At 59.8% G+C, this 6800-nt stretch carries 5 protein-coding genes; 4 read left to right on the top strand and 1 reads right to left on the bottom strand.

The window, feature by feature from the left end; all coding sequences use genetic code 11:
* On the top strand, nt 1–1274 hold a 1274-nt coding region (locus F6V30_RS16140), incomplete at its 5' end, for an SUMF1/EgtB/PvdO family nonheme iron enzyme (protein ID WP_151158136.1).
* An 88-nt stretch (nt 1275–1362) separates the two neighbouring features.
* On the opposite strand, the gene F6V30_RS16135 is transcribed toward F6V30_RS16140, so the two are convergent.
* Nucleotides 1363–2160, bottom strand: coding sequence for an NRDE family protein (locus F6V30_RS16135; protein WP_151158134.1), 798 nt, complete (start codon nt 2158–2160; stop codon nt 1363–1365).
* A 279-nt stretch (nt 2161–2439) separates the two neighbouring features.
* Here F6V30_RS16135 and F6V30_RS16130 point away from each other — a divergent pair, with 279 nt between their 5' ends.
* Genes F6V30_RS16130 through F6V30_RS16120 form a run of 3 tightly spaced genes read left to right on the top strand, consistent with a single transcriptional unit; the run spans nt 2440 to nt 6679 of the window.
* Nucleotides 2440–4491, top strand: a complete 2052-nt coding sequence (locus F6V30_RS16130; RefSeq protein WP_191965744.1) for a TOL_0244 family TonB-dependent receptor — start codon at nt 2440–2442, stop codon at nt 4489–4491.
* A gap of 50 nt (nt 4492–4541) precedes the next feature.
* Entirely contained in the window at nt 4542–5120 is a 579-nt protein-coding gene (locus F6V30_RS16125; RefSeq protein WP_191965743.1) for a YfiR family protein, read from the top strand.
* Nucleotides 5117–6679: an ATP-binding protein gene (locus tag F6V30_RS16120; protein WP_151158128.1), complete on the top strand. Its 1563-nt coding sequence runs from the start codon at nt 5117–5119 to the stop codon at nt 6677–6679. Before F6V30_RS16125 ends, F6V30_RS16120 begins: the two co-directional genes overlap by 4 nt.
* The last annotated feature ends 121 nt before the right edge of the window (nt 6680–6800 follow it).

The raw sequence follows: 6800 nt of genomic DNA, 5'->3' as shown, positions 1-6800 counted from the left end.
TCGCCATTTTCAAGTACGGCGTCGAAGGGCTGTACCATTTCATGCCGGACAAGAAGCTCGTGCCGTTCGTGGCCGCCGGGCTCGGGGGGTACAACATGTCGGGCCCCTCGGCCCTTGTTTCGAGAAAGACGATGGGCTTTATCGACTATGGCGGCGGTGTGAAATACTTCCTGTACGACCGGCTGGCGCTGCGGGCGGATGTGCGGCACGTCGTGGCCAATGCCAGCGCCTTCGAATATACCCTGGGCGTGACCATCCCCTTTGGCGGCACCAAGGGCGAGGTTAAGGCGGTGTCTGCGCCCCCCGCGCCCAAGCCCGCTGCCAAGAAACCCCAGGACAAGGCCAAGACGGCCCAGGAGGTCCCCCTGAAGAGGGCTGCCGATGTGCAGAAAAAGGCCGCCGCCCCGGCTGAAACGCCGGCGCCGGCTGCCAAGGCCCTGCCTGCCCCTGCCGTTGTTACCCCCACGGAGGTTACGGATACCACCTTCAACATGCAGCTCGTCTCCATCCCCAGCGCCTGCTATACGATGGGGGACCCCTCCGTCAATACCCTCGCTCCCCACGAAGTCTGCCTCAATGCCTTCAGTATTTCCAAGGTTGAGATTACCCGGGAGTTGTTCCAGCGGTTTGTGGAGAGCAGCAACTACGTGACCGATGCGGAGAAGAACGGCGGCTGCTACACGATCAGCGCCGGCAAGGAAACCCTGAATCCGGCAGCCAGCTGGAAAAATCCCGACTTCTATCAGAGCAAAAAGGACCCGGTGGTCTGTGTTTCGTGGAACGATGCCCAGGCCTTCACCACGTGGCTTTCCCGCAGCAGCGGGAAAAAGTACCGGCTTCCCACCGAGGCTGAATGGGAATTCGCAGCGCGGAGCGGGGGCAAGCAGGAGAAGTATGCCGGCACCAGTAATGATGCCGATCTGTATCGCTACGCAAACTTTTGCGACAAGAAGTGCATCTACGAATGGAACGACCCGTCCCAGAACGACGGCTACTGGAGCACCGCGCCGGTGGGAAAATATGCCCCCAACGGTTTCGGCATTCAGGACATGTCCGGCAACGTAGCGGAATGGGTGCAGGATTATTTTGCTGCCGACTACTATGCCGCCAGCCCCAAGATGAATCCCAAGGGGCCGAGCGCCGGGACCGGTCATTCGGTGCGCGGCGGATCGTGGCGCAGCCAGAAAAATGAGTTGTCCATCACAGGCAGAGGTTCTGCGGAAACCGGCAACGCCTACGACAACATCGGTTTCCGGGTCTGCCAGGAGCCGTGACCGGAAAAGGGAACCCTGAGGTTTGACGTACAAAGAGGCGCATCGTTTGATGCGCCTCTTCTGTTTTTCAGACCCTCCAACGGCGCGCTCAGAACACTGCGTCGAGACTCGGCTTGTCGCCTGGGGGGAGGCTGAACTCAACGGTTTGCATAAGCCGGCGGCCAGGGGCATAACTGCGCTCAACGAACCGGATGACGCCTTCACGCTCCACAAGAATGACGGTGGAACTGCGGGTGCCATAGCTCTCGCCGGCTATGAAGCGCGGCGACAGCATGCGCTCGCGCTCTCGGCCGACCCCGGTGTCGGGGAGCAGGTGATCGGGGAAAGGGGTGGCATCGGAAAGGAATTCCAGCAGTTCCTCCGTTGAGACCCGGTCGTCCCGGATGAGGCACGCCAGATAGTCTTTGGAGGTCGTCACCTTGGGCCAGGGGGTATCGAGAAGATGGTTGCTCAGGCCGTGAATGCCCGCCGCAACACGCAGGGGGCCGGCGTTGCCTCTGTTGGAGCAGTACCAGAATTCTTCCCGGTCGGCCACGATCAGATTGAAGCCGTTGTAGTCGGCCCGTTTCGCGTGCAGTGTTTCCAAAAATGATCGGGGAGGGGCCGTCCCCGTCAGGAAGCCGGCGGTCAAGGCGCCCCGTGAGAATCGGGGCGTGTCCAGATTGCGGGCCGGATCCCGGAAATTGGTGACCGCGGCCAGGCGACCGTCTGCGGTGATGCCGAGCCACGTGCCGCCGCAGAGCAGGTCGCGTCCTGCCAGGATGTGGGGGGAGTCTTTCCAGAATGCTGCGGGCAGGGTGGGGCGGTCATAAAATTCGTCCCGGTTTGCCGCCAGGATGAGGCGGTAGCGGGGATGGTAATCCAGTGCAAAGACGGCCAGACACACGGGGATTCTCCCTGTCGAGTCAAAGGTGAGCCGGGAAACGCTTTCCGGCTTACCTGAAGCTTATCAGAGTGATCCCTCGAGGTCCAGAGTCACAGATGGAGAATGGGGCTGATTCATGAAAACAGGGGGGGGGCCGGTTCGCGGTTTGCACCCGAAACTGTCGTGCGACTTTTTGTTTACGCTATGCATATTAATTGTAACGTGGTATTTAAAAACGATTAATAATGCTGTATGGTACTGCAATGCCGACTGAATATTTTTGGTTGGAGACATGAAACTATGATTCGGCCCCATTTGATTCCAACTGTTTCGAATGCCGGTACGGCCATCGGACGTATGGTTCTTGTCGCCATGGTCCTCTCCATTGCCGCCGCAACCTCCTGGGGGGCCGGACCGGGCGGCCAAAGCCAGGCCGGCTCGGGTGAACTGACCGACTTGAGCCTGGAGGCGCTGATGGAACTCAAGGTTTCCTCTGCCGCCAAAAAGGAACAACGGGTGGCCGATTCGGCTGCGGCCGTCTTCGTCATCACCCAGGAGGATATCAGGCGTTCAGGGGTGACCAGCATCGCGGATGCGCTCCGCATGGTCCCGGGGCTTGACGTTGCCCGGATCGATTCGAACAAATGGGCCATCTCGTCCCGGGGATTCAACAGCCGGTTTGCCGGCGAGATGCTGGTCCTGTTCGATGGCCGGGTCGTCTATACCCCCTTGTTTTCCGGGGTGTTCTGGGACCGCCAGGATACGGTGCTGGAAGATATCGATCGCATCGAGGTCATACGGGGCCCCGGTGCAGCCCTGTGGGGCGCCAATGCGGTTAACGGGGTCATCAACATCATCACCAAGCAGGCCGACGAGACCCCCGGCGGGCTGTTATCCGCAGGCGGGGGCACCAGGGAGCGCGCTTTCGGCAGTGCCCGGTACGGGGTTGCGCTCGGCAGCCACAGCGATCTGCGGTTGTACACGAAATACCTGGAACGGGACCATTTCAAGGACAGCAATGGAAACGACGGCACCGATAGTTGGCACATGATCCGGGGGGGCTTCCGGCTCGACTCGAACCCTACCGGCCGAGACACCCTGACGGTGCAGGGGGACGTCTATGACGGCAGATTAGGCGAAACCTACGTCAACATGCTGCCGGACTCAAGTACGCACAATACCGTAACCCCTGTTTTCGGCGGCAATATCCTGTCGCGCTGGAAGCGGGAGTTTTCAGAACGCTCCGACATGTCACTGCAACTCTACTACGACAGGTCGGAGCAGGAACTCTACGTCATCGGCGAAAAACGCGACACCCTGGACCTGGATTACCAGAACCGCTTTCCCCTGGGAAGCGATCATGACATCACCTGGGGACTCGGCTATCGCTTCACCCATGACGCCATCGCCAATTCCACCTATGTGTTCATCAGCCCCGACCGTCAGGATAACCGGCTCTACAGCGCCTTTGTGCAGGATGATATCACGCTGGTCACCGACAGGCTCCACCTCATTCTCGGTTCCAAGTTCGAGCATAACGACTATACCGGTTTTGAAGTCCAGCCGACCGCCCGTTTGCTGTGGACCCCCGACAGGCACAACTCCGTCTGGATGGCCGTTTCCCGAGCGATCAGAACCCCTTCCCGCGGCGAGAACGGGTTTACCCTGTACGCCCCCACACCGGCCTCGCAGCAGACACCCCCGGTATTTTTTCAATTCAACGGCTCAAACCGCCTTAAGGCGGACGAACTCATCGCCTATGAACTGGGATACCGGGCGCAGCTCGCAGAAGGCTACGCCTTTGATGCGGCAGCGTTTTACAACATCTATCACCGGCTCGATGTCCACAGCCAGGGGCAGCCGTTTTTCGAAACCGCTCCGGACCCGCCCCACGTGGCTATCCCCGGATATCTCGTAAACTCCGGGAATGCCCAGACCTGCGGTTTCGAGTTGGCGGTGGACGCGCATCTGCTCCCCTGGTGGCGCCTGCGCACCGCTTATACATTCCTTGAATTTGTCGAAGAACGCGCAAATCCCGATACCGTTCCCTGGGACCCCAAGGGGGAGGCTCCGCGCCACCAACTCTCGGTCCGTTCTTCCTTGGATCTTCCCCGCAACGTGGAGCTTGACCTCTGGATGCGCTATGTGGACCGGCTCACTAATCTGGCGGTCGGCAGCTATGTGACCCTGGACGTCCGCTTGGCATGGAAGCCGGTGAAGGGTGTCGAGTTGTCGCTTGTCGGCCAGAATTTGCTGCACGACCGGCAGTTGGAGTTCCAGCAGCGGATATTGAGCACCCAGTCTGCAACCGTTGGCCGCAGCATGTATGGAATGGTCACATGGCTGTTTTGAGGCACTCTTGTCCGCAGCAGCCTCCCTGGGCTCACAAAGGAGGACGGTACGTGCCGTTTCGGTGTGGCCGCCGGATCGACTGGGGGGCCATTGTCGGCACGCTTGTTCTGGCCGGCTCCAGCTTCCTGTTTGCCGCCGCCGCGCACGCGTTGTCGGGGCCTCCGAGCGAATACCAGATCAAGACGGCCATGGTGTTCACCATGGCTAAATTCGTCGAGTGGCCGGCGGGGGGGCTCGGGGGCGAGGGAACGCCACTGGCCCTGTGCGCTCTGGGCATTGGGCCGTTCGGTCAGGCCGTAGAAAACCTCAGGGGGAAAAGCATCAAGGGACATCCCATAATCGTCAGGCAGATCTTCCGAACCGGGGAGATCGACGGCTGCCAGATCCTGGTGATCAATGACTCCCAGCGTCGCCAGGTGCGAGCCGCTGCCGAAAGAGCCCAACAGCACGGCGTGTTGACGATCGGCGATATGCGCGGGTTTGCGAAGGCCGGCGGGGTGGTCGGGTTTGTCGTTCAGGAGGGAAAGGTCCGATTTGAGATTAACCTGGAAGCGGCCCAACGGTCCGGTTTCATGATCAGTTCCCGGGTTCTGAGATTGGCAAAGATCGTCAGGGAAGAGGAACAATGAAACAGCGCCTCCTTTCCGCCATACAAAATCTTTCCATCAGGCGCAAGATGACGGTCCTCATCATGCTGATCTGCGGTATTGCCCTGGTGGCGGCATCGCTGGCATTCGTCATCCGCGAGGCGCATGGCATTCGTGCTGCCGAGAAGGAAGACTTGGCTTCGCTTGCCGAGATCATCGGCACAAACAGTGCTGCCGCCCTGATGTTCAACGACTCGAAGGCGGCCCAGGAGACGCTCGCCGCCCTTTCCGCCAAAAGCTCCATACGCGCCGCCTATGTGCTGGATGGCGCCGATCACGTGTTCACCAGCTATCTGTCTGCGACGGGGGTAGCCAAGAAATTCCCCTTCGGAATGCTGGCTGCCTCTGCGCCCCCGGCTGCCAACCATGTCGCCGTGCAGCGAATCCGCTCGGAGGCCGACCGCCTGCTCGGGTTGCCCGGATATTTCAGCATCGCGAAACCGGTTGTCTGGGACGGGCAGAAGGTCGGCACCGTGGTGCTGCTCTCGGATACGAGCGTCTTCATCAACCACCTGTACTCGACGCTTATCTCTACCGCCGTGATCCTGGCCGGCTCGTTTCTGCTCATCTACTGGCTGTCTTCACGCCTGCAGCGGCTGATCTCCGATCCCGTGCTGTTGCTTTCTGACGCGATGAAGCGGGTATCACGCAAAAAGGACTACAGTATCAGGGTGGTCCGGGAGACGGATGACGAGTTGGGCGAACTCATGTCCGGTTTCAATGCCATGCTGGAGCATATCCAACTGCGGGACGATCAACTGGAAGAGGTGAACCGCTCCCTGGAGCGACGGGTCGCCGAGGCCGTAGCCGAACTGCGCCGCAAGGACCAGATGCTCGTCCAGCAGAACCGTCAGGCAGCCATGGGGGAAATGATCAGCAATATCGCTCACCAATGGCGGCAGCCGCTCAATGCCGTTGGCGGTATTATTCAAAATATCCAGCTTTCCTACAAAAGTGGGCATCTTAACCGGGAAAGCATGGAGTTTGAGGTCCGGGAGGCGATGGAGGCCATCCTCTATATGTCGCGCACTATCGACGACTTCCGCAATTTTTTCCGTCCCGGCAAGGATAAGGCGGTCTTCAGTCTCAATAGGGTCGTTGCCAAGTCCATTGAGCTGGTGGGGGCGAGTCTGAGAAATAACGGCATCGCCATCGACCTGGAAGAGGACCATGAGGTCAGCGCCGTGGGGTATGACAATGAATATTCCCAGGTGGTGCTCAATATCATCAATAACGCCAAGGATGCCCTGCTCGGCCACGGTGGTGCGGCCCCGCGCATCCATATTCGGGTGTTCGGCGATAACGGCCGTTCCGTCGTGACGATCCGCGACAATGGTGGCGGCATCCCCGACAGTATCCTGCCCAAGATCTTCGATCCCTATTTTACCACCAAGGAGCCGGGGAAAGGGACCGGGATCGGTTTGTGCATGTCCAAGGTCATTATCGAGCAGAATATGGGCGGCAAGCTCACGGCAGGTACTGTTGACGACGGGGCTGAATTCAGGATAGAACTCAGCAGTGTCCCGGCGTTTAATGGTTGATGTACCGCACGAGCCCCGTGGGAAAACGTGCCGGTTGGCATCAACGGGTACAACGGCGAAACAGGGAACCGCGTTCTGGCGAACCAAGCCATCGCCGCCATGATCGGCGGAAGCGTCGAGG

This window comes from Oryzomonas sagensis, from assembly GCF_008802355.1.
GTDB classification, from domain to species: domain Bacteria; phylum Desulfobacterota; class Desulfuromonadia; order Geobacterales; family Pseudopelobacteraceae; genus Oryzomonas; species Oryzomonas sagensis.
This window is presented reverse-complemented; position numbering and strand designations above follow the sequence as displayed.

What these genes read in the sequence shown, in the direction of transcription:
- F6V30_RS16120 (WP_151158128.1), top strand. Translation starts at nt 5,117, where the DNA reads ATGAAACAGCGCCTCCTTTCCGCCATACAAAATCTTTCCATCAGGCGC.
- F6V30_RS16130 (WP_191965744.1), top strand. Translation starts at nt 2,440, where the DNA reads ATGATTCGGCCCCATTTGATTCCAACTGTTTCGAATGCCGGTACGGCC.